The following is a 20,234-nucleotide window of genomic DNA, read 5'->3' as shown; positions in this document are numbered from 1 at the left end:
TAAAAATAAGGATAATAACGATTTAGAAAGTAAAATTCTGATAAAACTTTTAGAGGAAAGAATTCGAGAGTATTGATTTGTATTTTGTGTTTTTTGAGATTAACTTTGTTAGATGAATCTAACAACTTTAGCCTTACAAATTCAGACCTTGCCTGATAATCCCGGAGTATATCAATATTACGATAAAGAAGGGAAAATATTGTATGTAGGCAAAGCCAAAAATTTAAAAAAGAGGGTTTCTTCTTATTTTAATAAAATTCATGATACGGCCAAAACTAATGTGCTTGTTAAGAAAATTGTGACCATAAAACACATTGTGGTTCCTACGGAAACGGATGCGCTTTTATTGGAAAACAACCTTATAAAAACCTTGCAGCCACGCTATAATGTATTGTTACGGGATGATAAAAGTTACCCCTGGTTATGTATTAAAAAAGAACCTTTTTCACGCATTTTTGCCACTCGAAGAATGGTCAAAGACGGTTCGGAATATTTTGGGCCCTATACGAGTTTCAAAACGGTGAATACCATTTTAGAACTAATTAAAGAATTGTACCCACTGCGAACTTGTAACTATGATTTGAGTAAAAGCAATATTGATAGCGGGAAATTCAAGGTTTGTCTCGAATATCATATTGGAAATTGCATGGGGCCTTGTGAAGGTCACGAAACTTTAGAAAATTACCAAGCTCAGGTTGACGCGATTCGCGAAATCTTAAAAGGGAATTTCAAGGAAAGCATGAAAGATTTCAAACGGGTGATGACGAATCTGGCTGCTGAAATGCATTTTGAAGAGGCGCAAAAAATAAAAGAGAAAATAGAGATTCTTGAAAATTACCAATCTCGTTCTACAATTGTGAATCCAAAAATCACCAATATCGATGTGTTTTCGATAGTTTCGGATGAAAGTGCAGCCTATGTGAATTTCTTGCAAATTTCTCACGGTTCGATTATTCGTTCGCATACGATGGAAATCAAAAAGAAACTAGACGAAACGGATGAAGAATTATTAGAATTAGCGATTGTTGAATTGAGAGAGCGTTTTCAATTATTGTCTCGAGAGGTAATCGTTCCATTTCCTGTTGATCTAGGTGAAAATATAAAAATCACTATTCCACAATTGGGAGATAAAAAGCAAATTCTGGATTTGTCCATTCGTAACGCTAAGTTTTACCGAATCGAACAACTCAAACAATTGCAAATTGTAGATCCGGATCGTCACACGAAAAGAATTATGGCGCAAATGCAAAAAGATTTGCGATTGCCAGTGGAGCCAAGGCACATCGAATGTTTTGATAACTCGAATATTCAAGGAACAAATCCCGTTGCGGCTTGTGTGGTTTTTAAAGATGGAAAACCGAGTAAAAAAGAGTACCGTCATTTTAATATAAAAACAGTAGAAGGGCCGGATGATTTTGCGTCTATGACCGAAGTTGTTTACAGAAGATACAAACGACTATTAGAGGAGGAACAGCCTTTGCCGCAATTAATAATTATTGATGGAGGGAAAGGACAATTGTCAGCAGCACTGAAAAGTATTGATGAACTGGGTTTGCGAGGAAAAATAGCTATAATTGGAATTGCCAAAAGGCTGGAAGAGTTGTTTTATCCGGGAGATTCTATTCCGTTATATTTAGATAAAAAATCAGAAACCCTTAAGATAATCCAGCAGTTGCGAAACGAAGCGCATCGTTTTGGAATTACACATCACAGAGATCAAAGAAGCAAGGCCGCACTAAATTCTTCGATAGAATCTATTCCTGGCATTGGAGAAAAAACGATGTTGACTTTGATTCAGCACTTTAAAAGTGTTAAAAGATTGAAGTTGGCGTCAGAAAAAGAAATTTCTGACGTTATAGGTATATCGAAAGCCAAAAAAATTACCGAATTTTACAAGGCAACAAATCAATAATTAATACCACCGAATTTTACCAAATTGCTGTTTATGAAGAAAATTGCGCTGTTGTTCATTGTTTTTAGTTTTAGTTCGACTTTATTTTCGCAAGAGCAGAACAGACCAAAAGTAGGTTTGGTTTTAAGTGGAGGTGGAGCAAAGGGCTTTGCGCATATTGGTGTTTTAAAAGTACTTGAAGAAGCAGGAATCAAAATTGATTATATTGGTGGGACAAGTATGGGAGCAGTTGTTGGAGGTCTATATGCCTCGGGATATAATGCAAGCCAGATTGATTCCATTTTTCAGGCAACTAATTTTGATGAATTATTAAATGACTTCATTCCCCGATCTTCCAAAAATTTTTATGAAAGAAGAAACGACGAGTTATATGCTTTGGTGTTGCCGTTTAATAAACTAAAAATAGGAATCCCTGAGGCATTATCAAAGGGGATGTATAATTATAATTTATTGAGTAGAATTACTAGAAACGTTAGACATATAAAAGACTTCAACCAGCTTCCAATACCTTTTTTATGTATCGGTACCAATATAGAAACTGGTGAACAGGTTTTATTGAATAAAGGGAATTTAGCTCAGGCTATGATTGCCAGTTCTGCATTTCCATCTTTGTTTTCTCCTGTGGAAATTGATGGGAAGCTACTTGTAGATGGCGGCGTAGCCAATAATTATCCGATTGAAGAGGTTAGGAAACTCGGAGCGGATATTATTATTGGTGTGGATGTTCAGAATGATTTATTGGACAGAACCCAACTTAAAGATGCTACACGGATTTTGGTGCAAATTACCAATCTTCAATCCATAGAGAGAATGAAGAGAAATGTAAAAGACACTGATATCTATATAAAACCGGATATCAAAAATTACGGTGTCATATCATTTGATAAAGGAAAAGAAATTATTAGAAAGGGAGAAGAAGCGACATTTTCTGTTTTTGAAAAATTAAAACTGTTGGTTGATGAGACAAACCCTTACAAGAAGCCGGCCCTGAAAATAGTAACCGATAGTTTACAAATTAAAAATATAAACTGTAATGAATTGGAAAATTATACAGAGGATTATGTTATTGGAAAACTACGATTTAAACCAGGAGTAAAAACTACATACAATGATTTACTCAAGGGGATAAATAATATTAATGCGACTCAAAATTTTAGTGCTATATCGTATTCGTTAGATGCTAATAATCAAGACGAGGATTTGAATATCGTCTTAAAAGAAAATCCCACAAAGACGTATTTGAAATTTGGTTTGCATTATGATAATTTGTTTAAAAGCGCTGTTTTGGTTAATTTGACACGTAAGAGAACACTTTTTAAAAATGATATAGCCTCAGTTGACATTGTTTTAGGGGACAACATCAGATTCAATTTAGATTATTATGTGGAGAATGGATTTAAAATGAGTTATGGTTTTAAATCTCAGTTCAATCAATTTAATAGAAATGTAGCTAAAGGAATAACTAATTTGAATTTAAGTGAAGTAAATTCAATCAATATTGATTTTACAGATCTGACTAATCAAGCTTATTTTCAATCTTTATTTGTGCAAAAGTTTTTGATAGGAGGCGGGGTAGAACTAAAATTTTTAAAAATAAAATCGGAAACACTGGCTAATGTAATTGACAATAGCAATTATTTAAGTGCTTTTGGGTATATGAAATTCGATTCCTTTGACAATAAATATTTTCCTAAAAAAGGGTGGTATTTCTCAGGAGATATTCAATCGTATTTATTCTCGTCAAATTATACTGGAGATTTTAAACCGTTCTCTATTGCAAAAGGCGATTTTGGAATAGCTGCGACACTTTTTAAAAATGCCACAGTAAAATTTCAAACCGATGCGGGATTTTCATTTGGTAATGAAAGTGTAGCTTTTTTTAATTTTATTTTGGGGGGCTATGGCTACAACCCTGTAAATAACTTTAAATATTTATATGGTTATGATTATTTAAGCGTCGCTGCTAATAGCTATATAAAATCAACCGGAACTATTGATTTTGAGTTTTATAAGAACAATCATGTCAACTTCTCAGCAAATTTTGCTAATATTGGAGATAGAATTTTTGAAACAGTTGATTGGATTTCAATGCCAAAATATTCAGGATATGCAGTAGGATATGGTCTTGAAACAGTGATTGGACCTATAGAAATAAAACATTCCTGGTCTCCTGAAACTGCAAAAGGATACACTTGGTTCAGTATTGGGTTTTTGTTTTAATTGTAAAATATATCAATAATAATTCCGACATTTGTTACAATGAAAACAAAATGGCCAGGTTTATTAGATTATCTTCAATTCCTCATCAAGAGAAATCCTGAGTAAGTGACCTTTTTTTGATTTAGCATAGCACATTATAAAGTAATCTCAACTTTAATCTGTTACACTTTTAAACAAAAAAATCATGCCTATATATCATAAATTGGGAAATTTCCCCCAAAAGAGACACACGCAATTCGAAAAGCCAAACGGTGGGTTGTATTATGAACAACTTTTTGGAACAGAAGGATTTCATGGTCATTCGTCATTGTTATACCATGTTCACAGGCCAACACAAGTAAAGGAAATTCTTAATTCCTATTCCGTTGAGCCAAAAATTGCAATTGGAAAAAATATAAAATCTATATTATTAAAAGGTTTTGAGTTAAAGCCCGAAGACGATTTCCTGGACAGCCGCAAAGCCATGCTGGTCAATAAGGATTGTGCCATTGGATTGGCTGCGCCAAAACAATCCTTACGTACGTATTTCTATAAAAATGCCGATGCGGATGAGATGATTTTTATTCATAAAGGGAAAGGGAAATTGCGTACCATGATGGGTAATATTTCATTTAAATACGGTGATTATCTTATCATTCCGCGTGGAATTATTTATCAAATCGATTTCGAAACTTTAGAAAACAGATTGTTTTACGTAGAATCATTTGCACCATTTTATACCCCAAAACGCTATAAAAACGAATCGGGTCAGCATCTTGAACATTCTCCGTTTTGCGAACGTGATTTTATTTTGCCAAATGAGTTAGAAACGCACGATGAAAAAGGTGATTTTCTTATTAAAATAAAAAAAGAAGGTATGATGCATGAGGTTGTTTACGCTTCACATCCTTTTGACGTGGTCGGTTGGGACGGCTATAATTTTCCTTATGGATTTAGCATTCATAATTTCGAACCTATAACAGGTCGCGTACATCAGCCACCACCAGTGCATCAGACATTTGAAACGGCGACTTTTGTAGTTTGCTCTTTTGTTCCAAGACTGTATGATTACCACCCAAAAGCAATTCCGGCACCTTACAATCATAGCAATATCGACAGTGATGAAGTGTTGTATTATGTAGATGGTGACTTCATGAGCCGCAATAACATTGAGCATGGCCATATTACTTTGCATCCAAAAGGAATTCCTCACGGTCCGGCACCTGGGGCAATGGAACGAAGCATTGGTCAAACCATAACTCATGAATTAGCGGTAATGGTGGATACATTTCGTCCTTTAATGGTTACCGAAGAAGCAATGGGAATTGATGATGGGCAATACTATAAATCTTGGGTAGAGTAACAAGGAGTTGTTTTTTGCTGTCAGCTATAACTTGTGTTTTAAAGGAAAAACACAAAGAACGCTGCTTCCATCAGGGGTTAGGTCTTATAACCAGAAATATCTTTTTAAATTAATAAAAACTTTGCAAATCCGTTTATCCGCGCTGCAAAATCGGATTTGCCAAATCAAAAAATAAATATCATGTCAAAAGAAGTAAAATCAGTAGAATACGGACTGGAAAAAATATTTGAAGGAGCACAAGATTTTCTTCCATTATTAGGAACCGATTATGTAGAATTCTACGTAGGAAATGCAAAGCAATCAGCACATTATTATAAAACCGCTTTCGGATACCAGTCTTTGGCGTACGCAGGATTAGAGACTGGAATTAGAGACAGAACATCTTATGTGTTAAAACAAGATAAAATTCGTATTGTCTTAACGACACCATTAACGCAAGATTCTCCTATACATGAGCATTTGCGAAAACACGGTGATGGGGTGAAAGTAGCTGCGCTTTGGGTTGAAGATGCAACCAGCGCTTACCAGGAAACGATGAAGCGTGGTGCGCGCTCTTTTATGGAGCCGACAGTTGAGAAAGACGAATTTGGAGAAGTAGTACGTTCCGGGATTTATACTTACGGAGAAACCGTGCATATTTTTGTAGAGCGCAAAAACTATAATGGAGTTTTTCTTCCTGGATATAAGGAATGGAAATCCGATTACAATCCCGAGCCGACAGGATTGAAATATATTGACCACATGGTGGGTAATGTAGGCTGGAACGAAATGGACACTTGGGTTAAGTTTTACGAAGAAGTTATGGGATTTGTGAATTTCCTTTCTTTTGATGACAAACAGATCAATACCGAATATTCAGCCTTGATGAGCAAGGTAATGTCGAACGGAAACGGAAGAATTAAATTTCCAATTAACGAACCTGCCGAAGGAAAGAAAAAATCACAAATCGAGGAGTATCTGGATTTTTATGGCGGTCCGGGAATTCAGCATATCGCTATAGCAACGGATGATATTATCAAAACGGTAACACAATTGAAAGCAAGAGGGATCGAATTTTTATCAGCACCTCCGCATACTTATTACGAGGCAATTCCGGAACGCTTAGGAGAACATATGAAGATGATGAAAGAGGATTTAAATGAGATTGAGAAATTAGCGATTATGGTAGATGCAGATGAGGAAGGGTATTTATTACAAATTTTCACAAAGCCAGTACAAGACCGACCGACATTATTTTTTGAAATTATACAAAGAATGGGCGCCAAAGGTTTTGGAGCAGGTAATTTTAAGGCGCTTTTTGAATCAATAGAGAGAGAACAGCAATTGCGAGGAACGTTATAAAAGTGTGTTATTTTTATGTTATGTTAAAAAATAATCAGTGAATGGCCTGTTTTTATGCAAATGTTGTGTTAAACTTTATTTAGAAGCTTTTAAAACTAGTTTTATTAATTAGCTTTGCACTCGCAAAACAGGAAGGGGTGGTTTCCTTCCTATATTGATATAAATTTCATAATTTATAGTTTTTTGGTTAGTTAATAGCATAAAAACTCAGTCATTATTTGACTGAGTTTTTTTGTTTTAATATATTTGGAACAAAATTTGCTAATACAGTGACTATACTGATAAAAAAGTAATGATGAAAAAAATAATCCTCCTTTTTATATTTATAGTAACCGTAAGCTTTGATTCTGAAAAAGAAGAAGCGTACGATGTGGGCGAATATTTTAAATTTCGAATCCATTACGGTATAGTGAATGCAGGATATGCAACACTTGAAGTCAAAGACGCTATGATAAACAACAAAAAGACGTTTCATGTCGTTGGGAAAGGATATACAACAGGAATGTCTCGGTTCTTCTTTAAAGTGGATGATTTGTACGAGAGCTACATTGATAAAGAAACCCAAAATCCATATCGATTTGTAAGAAAAATTAATGAAGGAGGCTATACTAAAAATCAGGAAGGTTTCTTCAATCAAGTTACAAATAGAATTCTTGTAAAAGATTATAAACATAAAAAGGAAAAGACAATTGTCATCCCAAAAAATACACAAGACATTTTGTCTACTTTTTATTATTTGAGAAATTTTCCAAATATTGATAAAATCAAAACCGGAGAATCAGTGTCGATTGATATGTTCTTCGATGATGAGACTACAAAGTTTAGGATGAAATTTATAGGACGTGAAGATATTACAACTAAATTTGGTGTTGTTTCAACAATGGTTTTCAGACCTTTGGTGCAATCAGGACGCGTTTTTAAAGAACAGGAAAGTCTAACTGTTTGGATTTCGGACGATGATAATAAAATACCCTTGCGAATTAAAGCAAGTCTAGCAGTAGGATCAATCAAAGCGGATTTAGATCAATACAAAGGATTGAAAAATCAGTTTAAAACAAAATATAATGGACAATAATGAGAATTCTGAAGCAATTTTGAAAGAAATTGATCTTAAATACCAGGAAATAAACCAAAAAACAGAAACACATTTAGAAGGACTGCTTTGGTCTAAGCCGATAACTTATTGGGATTATATTCATACAGATGCATTATTAAGTCTTCAGATTCAAAGGACTACCCTTCCGGATGAAATGGTTTTTATCATGTATCATCAGGTTAATGAATTAATATTCAAGATGATACTTTGGGAAATGAATCAGATTTCTTATTCCGAAAACATTAAGACTGATTTTTTTACTGAAAGGTTAATGAGAATCAGTCGTTATTTTGATATGTTAACAACTTCTTTTGGTATTATGGAAGATGGAATGGAAGTCGACCAATATATGAAATTTAGGAATACCCTTACTCCTGCAAGCGGTTTTCAAAGTGCTCAGTATAGATTAATAGAGTTTTCTTCCACGGACCTAATAAATCTTATAGATTACCGTTATAGAGATTCAATTGACAGGAATACTCCTTTCGAATTTGCTTTTGAGCACTTGTATTGGCAAGCAGCCGGAAAAGATTATCATACCGGTAAAAAATCATTTTTACTGGAGGAATTTGAAAGAAAATACAAAGGAATGTTTTTGAAACATATGGAGGAAAATAACACCATAAACATTTGGCAAAAATTCAAGCAACTTCCTGATTCAGATCAAAAAAATGCAGCATTAATTAAAGCGATGCGTCATTATGATCACACCGTAAATATTACTTGGGTTATGCAACATTTGAATGTAGCCATAAAATATATAGATCAAAGCGGGAAAGGAAATGGAGAAGCTACTGGTGGAAGTGACTGGAAAAAATACATGCATCCAAAATACCAACGCAGAATATTTTTTCCGGAATTATGGTCGGCTGATGAGTTAGCACATTGGGGGGAATAAAATAATTTAGAATAAAAAAAAATATAGTTTGAAACAAGTATTAATAACAATTATAGTGTTGTTTTCGTTAGTTTCTTGTACTAAATCAGAGGATGTATTAGATAAAGAAATTATCAAACCAGCAGTTAAGAAAATTGAGTTTGGGTTTAAATATTCTGATTTTAATGTAGTTCAGGATACGGTTAAAAAAGGGGATACTTTTGGTACTATTGTCGAAAATCAAAATATCGGCGATAAGAAAGTATATGATATTATTAAAAAAGTAAAGGATACATTTGATGTTAGAATAATTAGAATAAATAAACCATATACACTCCTTAGATCAAAAAACAAAACAAATAAGTTACAGGTTTTTATTTATCAACCGGATGCGATGAATTATTATGTTGTCGATTTGCGAGATACAGCAGTAGTTGTTTATAAAAAAACAAAACCGATAACTATTAAGACTCGTACAATTGGGGGTTTATTAAAGGGTTCTTTGTCTGAGACTTTAGAAGGGGCTAATGTAGAAGGTGCGTTGGCTAGCAAAATATCTAAAATTTATGCTTGGTCAATCGATTTTTTTAAACTTAAAAAAGGAGATCGTTTTGCGATTACTTTTACAGAAAGATATATAAATGATACTGTCTATGATGGAGTAGATAGCCTTAAAGCTGCCTTTTTTGAGTACAAAGGAAAAATAATCTATGCATTTCCATATGCTCAAAATCCTTCCTCCAATAGAATAGAATATTATGATGAAGAAGGGAAAACATTGAAAAATTTCTTTCTTAAAACACCAATAAAATTTAGTAGAATATCTTCTAGGTTTTCTACTAATCGATTTCATCCGGTGCAACAAAGATGGAAAGCGCATAAAGGGACCGACTACGCTGCGCCCTACGGAACACCGATTACAACTACTGCGGCAGGAACTATAGAACAAACAGGTTTTACTGCAGGGAATGGAAATTTCGTAAAAGTAAAGCACAATGGGACGTACTCCACTCAATATTTACACATGTCAAGAATTTTGGTACGACGTGGTCAACATGTAAATCAAGGTCAGATTATAGGTCGGGTAGGAAGTACCGGTTTAGCAACAGGCCCTCATGTTTGTTATCGATTTTGGAAAAATGGCGTTCAGGTAGATGCCTTACGGCTTAAATTACCCAACGGAGAACCAATGAGCGGTAGAAATAAAGAGCAATTTTTAAAGGTTATTACTCCTTTAAAATGGCAGTTAGACAGTGTTTCTAATCTGTAAAGGGATTGCTCTGTCAAGTAGTAACTGCGGTTTGAATCCGATAGCATAGGTTCGAATTTTGTAATACCACTTTTACATCCCGCTTTAAGGATTACTATTATGGGAAAATTTCCTTAAATTGTTATATAATTGTAAAGACATTTAGGATTAAAACTAATTTCAGTATTTTTGCCAAAAATTAAACAAAACTACAATCCAAATATAAATGGCCTTAAATACAATAAACCCAACAGGAACAGTAGCTTGGAAGAAACTTCAGTTGCATTACAATGAAATGCAAAAAGCTTCAATGCAAGAAATGTTTCAATCAGATGATTCAAGAACAGAAAAATTCAACTTGAAATGGAATGATTTCTTAATTGATTATTCAAAAAACATCATCAATCAGAAAACACTTGAGTTGTTACTTGAGTTGGCGGAAGAAGCAGGACTTAAAAGTGCTATCTCAGATTATTTTGACGGAGGAATTATCAATCAGACGGAAAACAGAGCAGTGCTTCATACTGCTTTAAGAGCCAAAGAATCAGCTGTTATAAATGTAAAAGGACAAAATGTTGTTCCTGAGATTTATGAGGTAAAAAATAAAATAAAAACATTTACAAACGAACTAACTTCAGGAATAAGAACAGGCTTTACAGGAAAGCCCTTTACTGATATAGTTAATATCGGTATTGGTGGTTCAGATTTGGGGCCAGCAATGGCTGTGGAAGCATTGCAATTTTACAAAAATCATTTAAAAGTTCATTTTGTATCGAATGTTGATGGGGATCATGTAAATGAAATTATAAAAAAACTAAATCCGGAAACTACCCTTTTTGTTATTGTTTCTAAAACATTTACAACGCAGGAGACATTAACTAATTCTGAAACAATCAGAAAATGGTTTTTGCAAGCAGCAAAACAAGAAGATGTTGCTAAACATTTTGTTGCAGTTTCTACCAATATAGCAAAAGTAACAGAGTTTGGAATTAACCCTAACAATGTATTCCCTATGTGGGACTGGGTTGGAGGTCGTTTTTCTTTGTGGAGTGCGGTAGGACTTTCAATAAGTTTAGCGGTAGGTTTTGAGAATTTTGATGAATTATTAAGTGGTGCAAACGAAATGGATGACCATTTCAAAACTGCTGATTTTGACAAGAACGTACCAGTAGTTTTAGCTTTATTAAGTGTTTGGTACAATAATTTCTTTGGAGCCGAAAGTGAAGCTTTAATTCCTTACACTCAATATTTACAAAAATTAGCGCCTTACTTGCAACAAGGAACGATGGAAAGTAATGGGAAAAGTGTTGGTCGTGACGGGAAACCGGTAAACTATCAGACAGGAACTATTATTTGGGGTGAGCCGGGAACTAATTCGCAGCACGCTTTTTTTCAGCTAATTCATCAGGGAACTAAATTGATTCCTACTGATTTTATTGGATTTATAAAGCCGTTATATGGCGATGAAGACCATCATGATAAATTGATGTCTAACTTCTTTGCGCAAACGGAAGCCTTATTGCACGGGAAAACGACGGAACAAGTTCAGGCAGAGTTCGACAAGCAAGGGCTTACTGAGGATAAAGCAGCATTCCTTTTGCCGTTTAAAGTTTTTGCCGGCAATAAACCTACCAATACCATTCTAATACAAAAATTGACGCCAAGGACTTTAGGCTCTTTGATAGCTATGTACGAGCACAAGATTTTTGTTCAGGGAATTATCTGGAATATTTTCAGTTATGATCAATGGGGAGTTGAACTTGGGAAACAATTGGCTAATTCAATTTTAGAGGAGATTAATACTAAAAAAGTGAAAAATCACGATTCTTCAACCGCTTATCTATTGAATCATTTCCTGTCGAATAAATAAAATTTGACTGAAGGAAATCAAGTTGTATGATTTTAGAATAATTTTTTAAATTACAGTTGCCAAAAAGCCCCGATTTTTATAAAAATCGGGGCTTTTTTATGCAAGTACTTCTCTAGCAGTGCTCTTTTATCTGAAAGTTTGTTTTTTGTATGTGTTTGGTTTGTAGTATTTTTATTAAATAAATAATTATAATCACATTTAAGTAATAATCGCGTTAATTTTTAACAAAAAGACCTAAAAGATCATTTTAAATCAAAAAACCATCACTTTAGAGGAGTTTTCTTAACGTTTTCATAACAGTATACGGTTAAAATGTTATAATTTTGCCAAATATTAATAAACTAAACAACAATGAAGACAATGAAAAATTGGTTACTCACTGGATTAATGTTTTTGGTAGTTTCTACAGTATTTTCTCAAGGGAAAATTACAGGAACTATTTCTGATGGTCGAGGTTCTTTACCTGGAGCAAATGTTGCTGTAAAAGGCACGAAAATTGGCGCGTCAACAGATTTTGATGGTAAATTTTCCATTAATACATCAATAAATTCCGGACAGTTGGTTATTTCCTTTGTAGGTTTTGAAGAAAAAACAATTAAATTTTCAGTTTCAAATGGAGGTACTGCCAATTTAGGCACTATTGTTTTGACTGAAAATTCTAATGAATTAAGCGAAATTGTTGTTAAAAGCACTGTTATAGATATTGCAAAAGACAGAAAAACGCCAGTTGCAGTTTCGACTATCAAGGCTGCTGAAATTCAGGAAAAATTAGGTTCTCAGGAATTCCCTGAAATTTTAGCTAATACACCTTCTGTTTATGCGACTAAGAGTGGAGGAGGTTTTGGAGATTCAAGAATCAATATTCGTGGTTTCAATCAAAATAATATTGCGGTAATGATTAATGGGATGCCTGTCAATGATATGGAGAACAGTGCGGTTTACTGGAGTAACTGGGCGGGTTTGTCGGATGTTACTTCTGCAATGCAGGTTCAAAGAGGTTTAGGTTCTTCTAAATTGGCTATTTCTTCTGTAGGAGGAACTATCAATATTGTTACAAAAGCTTCTGATATGAAAGAAGGTGGTACGATAGGTACAACATTTGGAAATGCTAATTATCTAAAAACACAAGCGTCCTATTCTACAGGGAAAATGGAAAATGGATTATCGGCTTCTGTTTTATTGAGTCAGACACGTGGGGATGGTTATATAGATGGAACCAAATTTCAAGGCTATAACTATTTTCTTGCTCTTGGTTATGAAATCAATGAAAAACATGATATTCAATTTACCTTTACGGGTGCTCCTCAATGGCATAATCAAAGATCTGCTGCTCCAACAATTGCAACTTTTCTTCAATACGGGTCAAATGGTGAGCCTAACACTAAATACAACTCTGACTGGGGTTATTTAAATGGACAAGAATATAGTTTCAGGACTAATTATTACCATAAACCAGTAGGTTCATTTAATTGGGATTGGAAAATAAACGAATCAACCAAATTGTCAACAGTAGTTTACGGATCTTGGGGTCGTGGAGGAGGTTCTAATGGAGCTGGTGCGATAAGAGGAAATAGATTTTTTGCAGATGCTTTGAAAACAGCGGATGGGCTAATTAATGTTAACCTGATACAAGCTTATAATTCTGGTCAACCGGTTGTTATAGGTGGTAATACAGTAACAAGAGCTCAAATTGGAGGTGCGTATCAAAATAGCGCTTCTACTTCTAATAACAATACGAATGGTATTTCTCAAATCGCCTCAGTAAATTCTCATAACTGGTATGGTGGGGTTATTAACTTGAATAAAAGATTAAATGAAAAATTAGTTTTAGATTTTGGAGTTGATGCAAGAACCTACAGAGGTATTCATTATCAGGTATTAAATGATTTGTTGGGAGCTGATCGATATTCCGATAATACAAATGTCAATATTGTTAATTCAGCAGGTGTACTTGAACCAAGACTTTTAACTACTACGTATGAAGCAAGACCAAACGCGAATCCTTTCTATAACGGTAATGATCAGGAAAAGATTAATTATAACAATGATGGTCTCGTTAGATGGTATGGTGCTTTTTCTCAATTAGAATACAGCACTGAAAATCTTACTGCATTTATTCAAGGTGCGGTTTCTCAGCAAGGTTTTAGAAGAGATGATTTCTTTAAATATAAAACAACCGATCCTTTGTATTCTACCGATTTTGAAAACATTCTTGGAGGGAACGTAAAAGGAGGAGCAAATTATAATATCAACGAAAATCACAATGTTTTTGTTAATGCAGGATATTACTCGAAACAACCATTCTTTAATGCGGTTTATCCAAACAATGCTTCTGTTTTAGCTGCAAATTTAACGAATGAGAAAATAACAGGATTAGAGGCTGGGTACGGTTTTCGTTCTGCAGTTTTCAATGCTAATTTAAACGTTTACCATACTACTTGGAAAGATAGATACCAAAGATCTAATGACAATTCAACTGATAATCCTGGTGGTTATTATGATTTCTCAGGTATTACCGAAATTCATTCTGGTGTGGAGCTTGAAGCTAATGCAAAGGTTGGTGATAAATTTAAGATAAACGCGATGTTTTCAGCAGGGAAATGGGTTTATGATGGGAATAGTATCAGCAACAGATATGACAATACGAATAACCCAATTGATGGTGGAACTGCAACAACTTTATATTTAGATAAAGTTAAAGTTGGCGATGCTGCACAAGTTACTGCTTCTTTGGGAGCTTCTTATGAAGTTGTTAAAAGAGTTATTGTAGATGCAAATTATAGGCATTCAGATAAATTGTACGCTTCTATCTCTCCAGGAAACTTTACTTCAGAGACTAATAAAGGGTCTTTAGAATTGCCTTCTTATGGGTTAATGGATGCAGGTGTTTCTTATAAAATGCTTGTAGGCAAAAACAAAGATAATTCAGTAAACTTTAGACTGAATGTGAACAATGTTTTAGATGAAGTTTACATTGCAGAATCAAGAACTAATATTTTTGCTGATGACAATGTGAGTTCAAATGCTGCATTAGGAACTTATGCATCAAACAATAGACTTTATAATGGTGTAGCGACAGGTAATCAGGTTTTCTTCGGTTTTGGAAGAACTTGGAACTTTAGCTTACGTTACAACTTCTAGTAAAAATTTAAATAATATGGAAAACGGCATTCACTTTTGGTGTAATGTCGTTTTTTTTATGCCTTTTTTTCATTATATTTGAAATTCAAAAAACTTAATTTATGTACGAATTTATTCAAAAATTTCATTCCGGTTGGGCTTATTTAGCACTTTTAGTATTAGTGGTTGCAGTTATTAATTCCTTTATTGGAATGTTTTCTAAAAAAGAATTTATCTCAAAAGACAGAAAGATTGCATTGTTCGCATTAATAGGAACACACACACAATTATTGATTGGTTTAATTTTATATTTTGTTTCACCATTAGGGTTAGCTTCATTAGGACAAATGTCGGATAAAGCTTTGCGTTTGACATCATTAGAGCATCCGTTAATAAATATTATTGCAATTGCTTTGATTACAATAGGATGGTCAAAACATAAAAAGCTCACTACAAGTGAGTCAAAATTCAAAACATTTTCTATTTTTTATGGTCTGGGACTGTTACTTATTTTAAGTAGAATTCCATGGTCAATGTGGTTTTAAAAACCGTTTAAAGCTCTAGAAATAGAGCTTTTTTTATCTAGGTATGGTTTTTGTAAAATAGATTTAACTAAAAAGATATACATGAAAAAATCAATAACATTATTTTTTTTGTTGGCAATTATTTGCGTTGTTAGCAGTCAAAGTTCCTTAGATAGACAAAAAGCTACAATACAAAAAGACAGTCTAAAAAAGAGCAAAATAGCAATAGAACAACAAGAAAATAAATTAGATTCATTAGTTTCTTTATTAGGGAAATTCAAAATCTATAAAAAAGAGGCACATGCCTCTTATTATGCCGATAAGTTCAATGGAAGAAGAACCACAAGCGGCAGAAAATTTGATAACAATAAATATACTGCAGCACACAAAAAACTCCCGTTTGGAACAAAAGTAAAAGTGACCAATGAAAAGAATGGGAAGTCCGTAATTGTAGAAATTACAGATAGAGGACCGTTTGTTAAGTCTAGAGAGATTGATCTTTCAAAACGCGCCTTTATGGATATTGCTTCCAATAAAAATAGTGGTGGTTTACAAGTTACAATAGCGATATTGAGTAATTAAACGTGCCAGTTTTTATAAGGATTGTTGCTTAAATAAGAATTGTAATAGCGCTCCTCATTAGTTACTTCAACTCCTAGCCAGGCTGGTTTTGCAAAAGGTTCCATTTCAGATTCGAGTTCAATTTCTGCAATAATCAATCCTTCATTTTCGCCATAAAACTCATCAACTTCGAAGACATGATTTCCCTGTTTTATCTCAAAGCGGGTTTTGTCTATAACGCCCTTCTCACATAAAAGTAATAATTCTTTAGCTTCGGCAACGGGGATTTCTTTTTCCCACTCAAATCGAGACATTCCAGTATCATTTGACACTCCTTTTATCGTCAGATACCCTTTGTCGCCTTTTATGCGTACGCGTACGGTGCGTTCTGCAGCGGAGCTTAAATACCCTTGTGCAATGTGGTTTTGTGCGAAAGCCTCTTTCTTAAATGAATCGTCTTTAACTAAAAATTTTCTTTCTATTTCAATCATTTTTATGTTAGGTTTGTCTTTGTACTTGGATTTCCAGCCTGTTCATTTCATTTGTCAGTCCTAAAACTTTTTCTGTTTTAAAAAAGGAGTCTCTGATTACCCTTTTTTATGAGAAAAATGGTTTTTTCAATCGGATATTAGTACTGTATCGGGGCTAATCCTATTAACTCAAAGATATCAAATATTTTTACTTTTGTTGGTTTTTATATCTTTTAGCGTTCATTTATAATCATATGTATCGAATTGTTTTTTGGAGCACAATGCTGTCTTTGAATGTACAGTCTGAATTTTTTCGTGCAACTTCACTTTAAGTAAATACTTTAAAAATAAGTTATTTTATGAATAAGTTAATGGAAGTTCTTGCGTCGATTTGTATTTTTACAAAAATAGAACAAATTAAATTATGCCATTTTTCAAAGTAAAATCTAAGCCAACACTCGCAGGACTATTAACAGAATTTTTTGGAGAAAGTGAATCTTGGCGCGAAACAGATGATAGTTTAGAGCCTTTAATCCAGCTAATTCGGTTGATTCGACCTTTGAAAACTAAAGACGTGGAAATGGTAGATTTACAGGAAATAATTTCTTTTTTAAAAGAAAATTATTCCTGTCGAAAACAGCTTTCGATTTATCTCGAGGAAATTCTAAAAGATAAAAAATTCAATAAAATCCTTTCTGACGCAGCTATCTTGCAGGATGTAGATTTTATTTTTGAAGTCAAAAAAAGAATCTTTGCTAAATTTTTACCATATCAGCCGCAAAAAGACACCTTAGAATACATTCTCAATCAAGTCTTCTATCAGGACGTTGATACGATCTGGATCAACAAAATTCCATCCAGTCAATTGGAAGAACTGGAAGGTCTTTTAAAATTTAAATCCATATATAAAAGTACGGAACCCAATTCAGTTTTGTCGGAAATATTGGTTGCAATGCATTTGATTACGCAACGTATCAGTGGTCGTGCTATGGAAACGGATGTTATCAAAATGGTTCCGGAATTTGATGATTATGAGAGCCCTTTCTCTGCTTTTGAAAAGGAACTGTTTCAAATGGAGGACAAAATTAGAAATTCTGAAAAGCATTTTATAAAGTCGGATGATTTGTCTTATGCGCAACTATTAGTATTGCATAAGCAATGTGAGGAATTTGTTGAAAAAGCATTTCATAACAGTTCTAAGTATGGAATATCACTTCGGGTAAACCAAAATCTATTAAAGATCAGGCAACAATTAGAACGACTGAAATTTTTATTCCCATTATTGATTGTTGATAAAGAGAGTCAGAAAAAGAACAACGGAATTGCCTTGGCTTTGCAATTGATTAAATACAACTGCTATAAGAATAACGTTCGGAAGTTTATAGGTGAAAGTACACAACTCATTTCTTATGAAATAACGCAGCATACGGCTAAAACGGGTGAACATTATATCACGGAAAGCCGAAAGGAGTATTTTAAAATGTTTAGGACTGCTTTGGGTGGAGGATTTATTGTGGGAATATTGTGTGTTATTAAAGTCTTGCTTTCTAAGGCAGACACAAGCTTTTTTGGGCATGCTTTTCTGTATAGCATGAACTACGCTTTTGGTTTTATTGCTATTTATCTTTTAGGTTTTACTTTGGCAACAAAACAACCTGCTATGACGGCTTCTTCCTTGGTAAAAGCACTGGAAGAAGGAGTTGTAAAACAAGGTAAAGATGCCGAAAAATATAAGGCTTTTGCAATTCTTTTTGCACGTGTTTTTCGCTCTCAGTTTATTGCATTTGTAGGGAATGTAGTTATGGCTTTTCCTGTTTCGCTACTAGGAATCTGGTTGATTGATTATTTTTTGCAGTATAATATTGCCGCGACAAAATGGGAATCCTTACTTATTGATTTAAGTCCTATTCATTCCTTAGCTATTGTTCATGCAGCTATTGCAGGAGTGTTTTTATTTTTATCAGGAATCATTACCGGAAGTATTGCTAATAGAGACAAACACAACCAGGTGTTCTTTCGCATTACGGAACATCCGGTATTGAAAAGAAGTTTAGGGAAAGTGAAAACGCTGAAATTAGCGAAACTATATGAAAAAAGATGGGCTGGTATTGTTTCAAATTTTTGGTTTGGTATCTTTATGGGAAGTACGGCATCAATTGGTTTATTTTTAGGGCTGAATCTTGATGTTCGGCATATTACTTTTGGTAGTGGAAATTTGGCTTTAGCTTTATACGGAGCAAATTATCTTGTAAGTGACGCTATGTTATTCTGGGGTATATTTGGAATCGGTGTAATTGGTTTGGTTAACTTTATGGTGAGTTTTAGTCTTTCATTAGGGTTGGCATTCCGTTCCAGGGCTATCTCGTTATTTGAATTGCGATTTGTTACGGTTTCTATTTGGAATCATTTCAAATCAAGACCGGTGAGTTTCTTTTTTCCTACGGAAAATAAATATAAATCTGTAGTTGTCGAAAATTATTTAAGTGTAGAGGAACAAAAATAATTTTCAGGTATAATCACTCGAAAAGTGGATTGGAGATGCAATTAGTTAAATATGCAGGAATTAATTCCAAATAGAAAAATCATACACGTCGACATGGATGCTTTTTATGCTTCTGTGGAGCAGATGGATAATCCATTGTTGCGAGGGAAGCCTATTGCGGTTGGAGGTTCTGAAAATCGTGGTGTCGTCGCAGCTGCAAGCTATGAGGCTAGAAAATTTGGCGTTCGGAGTGCTATAAGTGGTGTTATGGCTAAGAAAAACTGCCCGGAACTCATTTTTGTACGACCGCGATTTGATAGGTATAAAGAGATTTCAGTTAAGATTCACAAAATTTTCCATGACTATACGGATTTGGTAGAGCCTTTATCGCTTGATGAAGCCTATTTAGATGTAACCAATAACAAGAAAGGGAATCCCAGCGCTACTTTATTGGCAGAGGAAATAAGACTGCGTATTTTCAATGAAGTAGGCTTAACGGCTTCGGCTGGAATATCAGTTAATAAATTTGTGGCTAAAATTGCCAGTGATTATAATAAACCCAATGGACAAAAAACGGTCAATCCAGATGAAGTCATTTCTTTTCTTGAAGAATTGCCTATTCGGAAATTTCATGGTGTTGGAAAAGTCACTACTGAAAAGATGTATCAACTGGGCATTTTTACGGGAGTAGAATTAAAAAATAAATCATTGGAGTTTTTGGAGAAGCATTTTGGTAAGTCAGGAGGCTTCTATTATAATGTGGTGAGGGGTATTCACAATAGTGAAGTGAAGTCAAATCGAATTACAAAATCAGTTGCAGCAGAACATACTTTTGATGTCAATCTGTCTTCTGAAATTTACATGTTAGAGCAGCTTGAAACTATTGCAAATGCATTAGAAAGAAGATTAAAAAAATCTAATGTTGCGGGGAAAACTATCACATTAAAAATTAAATACAGTGATTTTAGCCAACAAACCCGAAGCAAGACATTACCCTATTTTATTTCTGATAAAGCTTTGATTTTAGAAGTAGTAAAAGAACTGTTGTATCAGGAGCGCATGAAAGATTCTGTTCGATTGCTGGGAATCTCTCTCGGGAATCTCAATACGGAAGAGAAGAAGTTTGTCGTGGTGCAGTTAAAATTTGATTTTTAATTAATAATGATTGCG

The 20,234-nt window shown here is 34.1% G+C and carries 14 protein-coding genes; 13 read left to right on the top strand and 1 reads right to left on the bottom strand.

Annotation, left to right across the window (positions count from 1 at the left end; genetic code table 11):
• Positions 1 to 112 precede the first annotated feature (112 nt).
• From uvrC to ACNQGN_RS03285, 11 genes are all read left to right on the top strand, one after another.
• Positions 113 to 1,912, top strand: coding sequence for an excinuclease ABC subunit UvrC (uvrC, locus tag ACNQGN_RS03335; protein ID WP_417986437.1), 1,800 nt, complete (start codon positions 113 to 115; stop codon positions 1,910 to 1,912).
• Positions 1,913 to 1,945: 33 nt separating this feature from the next.
• On the top strand, positions 1,946 to 4,132 hold the full coding sequence (locus ACNQGN_RS03330; RefSeq protein WP_417986436.1) for a patatin-like phospholipase family protein: 2,187 nt from the start codon (positions 1,946 to 1,948) through the stop codon (positions 4,130 to 4,132).
• Between the two features lie 184 nt (positions 4,133 to 4,316).
• Positions 4,317 to 5,474 carry a homogentisate 1,2-dioxygenase gene (locus ACNQGN_RS03325; protein WP_417986435.1) on the top strand — a complete coding sequence of 386 codons (1,158 nt, stop codon included), beginning with the start codon at positions 4,317 to 4,319 and terminating at the stop codon, positions 5,472 to 5,474.
• Positions 5,475 to 5,654: 180 nt separating this feature from the next.
• Positions 5,655 to 6,815 carry a 4-hydroxyphenylpyruvate dioxygenase gene (gene hppD / locus ACNQGN_RS03320; protein ID WP_417986434.1) on the top strand — a complete coding sequence of 387 codons (1,161 nt, stop codon included), beginning with the start codon at positions 5,655 to 5,657 and terminating at the stop codon, positions 6,813 to 6,815.
• A gap of 295 nt (positions 6,816 to 7,110) precedes the next feature.
• Complete coding sequence (locus ACNQGN_RS03315) at positions 7,111 to 7,890, top strand: DUF3108 domain-containing protein (RefSeq protein ID WP_417986433.1); 780 nt, start codon at positions 7,111 to 7,113, stop codon at positions 7,888 to 7,890.
• Entirely contained in the window at positions 7,880 to 8,809 is a 930-nt protein-coding gene (locus tag ACNQGN_RS03310) for a tryptophan 2,3-dioxygenase family protein (protein ID WP_417986432.1), read from the top strand. Before ACNQGN_RS03315 ends, ACNQGN_RS03310 begins: the two co-directional genes overlap by 11 nt.
• 28 nt (positions 8,810 to 8,837) lie before the next feature.
• Positions 8,838 to 10,058: a M23 family metallopeptidase gene (locus ACNQGN_RS03305; RefSeq protein WP_417986431.1), complete on the top strand. Its 1,221-nt coding sequence runs from the start codon at positions 8,838 to 8,840 to the stop codon at positions 10,056 to 10,058.
• A 205-nt stretch (positions 10,059 to 10,263) separates the two neighbouring features.
• Positions 10,264 to 11,907, top strand: coding sequence for a glucose-6-phosphate isomerase (pgi, locus tag ACNQGN_RS03300; protein ID WP_417986430.1), 1,644 nt, complete (start codon positions 10,264 to 10,266; stop codon positions 11,905 to 11,907).
• A gap of 351 nt (positions 11,908 to 12,258) precedes the next feature.
• On the top strand, positions 12,259 to 15,048 hold the full coding sequence (locus tag ACNQGN_RS03295; RefSeq protein ID WP_417986429.1) for a TonB-dependent receptor: 2,790 nt from the start codon (positions 12,259 to 12,261) through the stop codon (positions 15,046 to 15,048).
• A gap of 101 nt (positions 15,049 to 15,149) precedes the next feature.
• The gene (locus tag ACNQGN_RS03290) at positions 15,150 to 15,572 is read left to right on the top strand and encodes a hypothetical protein (protein WP_417986428.1); all 423 of its coding nucleotides are present in this window, start codon (positions 15,150 to 15,152) and stop codon (positions 15,570 to 15,572) included.
• 81 nt (positions 15,573 to 15,653) lie between these two features.
• Positions 15,654 to 16,133: a septal ring lytic transglycosylase RlpA family protein gene (locus tag ACNQGN_RS03285; protein WP_417986427.1), complete on the top strand. Its 480-nt coding sequence runs from the start codon at positions 15,654 to 15,656 to the stop codon at positions 16,131 to 16,133.
• Here the strand turns inward: ACNQGN_RS03285 and ACNQGN_RS03280 are convergent.
• Positions 16,130 to 16,603, bottom strand: coding sequence for a CYTH domain-containing protein (locus ACNQGN_RS03280; protein WP_417986426.1), 474 nt, complete (start codon positions 16,601 to 16,603; stop codon positions 16,130 to 16,132). The two genes, ACNQGN_RS03285 and ACNQGN_RS03280, sit on opposite strands and share 4 nt — an antisense overlap.
• Positions 16,604 to 17,006: 403 nt before the next feature.
• On the opposite strand from ACNQGN_RS03280, the gene ACNQGN_RS03275 reads away from it, so the two are divergent.
• Both ACNQGN_RS03275 and dinB read left to right on the top strand, forming a co-directional pair.
• Positions 17,007 to 19,085, top strand: coding sequence for a recombinase (locus tag ACNQGN_RS03275; protein ID WP_417986425.1), 2,079 nt, complete (start codon positions 17,007 to 17,009; stop codon positions 19,083 to 19,085).
• A 51-nt stretch (positions 19,086 to 19,136) separates the two neighbouring features.
• Positions 19,137 to 20,219: a DNA polymerase IV gene (gene dinB, locus ACNQGN_RS03270; RefSeq protein ID WP_417986424.1), complete on the top strand. Its 1,083-nt coding sequence runs from the start codon at positions 19,137 to 19,139 to the stop codon at positions 20,217 to 20,219.
• Positions 20,220 to 20,234 lie beyond the last annotated feature (15 nt).

Origin of the sequence: Flavobacterium rhamnosi (assembly GCF_048286515.1) — a bacterium.
Lineage (GTDB): Bacteria > Bacteroidota > Bacteroidia > Flavobacteriales > Flavobacteriaceae > Flavobacterium.
The sequence above is the reverse complement of the archived record's forward strand: the minus strand, read 5'-3'. Positions and strand labels throughout refer to the sequence as shown.